Origin of the sequence: Vibrio sp. 10N.237.312.B06 (genome assembly GCF_041464685.1) — a bacterium.
GTDB lineage: Bacteria > Pseudomonadota > Gammaproteobacteria > Enterobacterales > Vibrionaceae > Vibrio > Vibrio tasmaniensis_A.
The window spans coordinates 1-1,287 of sequence record NZ_JBFSPI010000199.1 but is presented as its reverse complement, the minus strand read 5'-3'; the positions used below and the strand labels follow the sequence as shown (position 1 = coordinate 1,287).

The 1,287-nt window shown below is 40.7% G+C and carries 1 protein-coding gene; it reads left to right on the top strand.

What is annotated here, in order from left to right:
* The first annotated feature begins 18 nt into the window (after nucleotides 1–18).
* Nucleotides 19–1,256 (top strand): IS3 family transposase gene (locus AB6C75_RS23510; RefSeq protein ID WP_139137516.1). Its coding sequence is split into 2 segments (ribosomal slippage): nucleotides 19–391 and nucleotides 391–1,256, totalling 1,239 coding nucleotides; the frame shifts between segments, so codons are not numbered across the junction.
* Nucleotides 1,257–1,287 lie beyond the last annotated feature (31 nt).

Below are 1,287 nucleotides of genomic sequence, written 5' to 3'. Positions count from 1 at the left end.
ACACATTGAGGACGAATTATGACTACTTCAAATAGGACCTATGTTAAGCGCACTCAGCGTGATTACACACTAGGCTTTAAATTACAGATTGTCGCTGCTGTAGAAAGAGGCGATATGACATATAAACAAGCCCAAACCATTTATGGTATCCAAGGCCGCTCAACCGTTTTAACCTGGCTTCGAAAGCACGGTAAGATGGATTGGGCGCAAAATCCAAGGATGAATGCCATGCACCAATCACCTAAGCCTAAAGAATCACCTGCACAGAAAATAAAACGTCTTGAGAAAGAGTTAGAAGACGAAAAAATCAAGAATCTCTTTTTAAATAGAGTGGTTGATATTCTTGATGCTGAGCACGGAACCAGTCTCAGAAAAAAGTATCTAGCCAAGGAGCAAGAAGCCTTCAAAAACAGGAAGGAATAAGTTTAGTTCGAATATGTAAGCTATGCGGTATAACGAGGCAGAGTGTTTATCAACGAGAGAAGCGAATTCATCATCGTCAGTTAGAGCTTAAACCGATTAAAAAAATGGTGTTGGATATTAGGCGTTATATGCCTCGGGTTGGTACTAGAAAGCTCTATTTTTTGCTTAAACCCAAACTACAAGAACAAGGTATCAAGTTAGGTCGAGATGCGCTTTTCAACTACTTACGCGATGAACGATTATTGGTAAGACCTAAACGTAGTTTTACAAAAACGACCAATAGTAGACATTGGATGAAGAAACACCCGAATTTATTAAAGGACTACCAACCATGTAGTCCGGAGAGTGTGTTGGTGAGCGACATAACCTATGTTCAATCTGATGAAGGGGTTCACTACCTATCATTGGTTACGGATGCGTTTAGTCGAAAAATAATGGGCTATGAGCTGAGCAATGAAATGAAAGCGACGGATGTCGTGAAAGCGCTGGATATGGCTATCAAAGGGCGTCGATATCATCGTCCTTGTATCCATCATTCAGATCGTGGTCTGCAGTATTGCTCAGGTGTTTATCAAGATAAGTTGAAAAGTAGCGGCATAATGCCTTCGATGACAGATGGTTATGACTGCTACCAAAATGCCTTGGCAGAGAGGATAAATGGAATCCTGAAACAAGAGTTCTTACTTGATAAGTGTAAAAACCTCGGAGAGCTTAAACAACTAGTAAAAGAGTCTATAAGTACCTATAACAACATGAGGCCGCACCTTAGTCTCAGGATGAAAACTCCAAATGAGGTGCATGAAAAAAGCCAACAGCTGACGCTGTTGGCTTAGTAGAAAAACTGTCAACGTATTTTAGGACGAG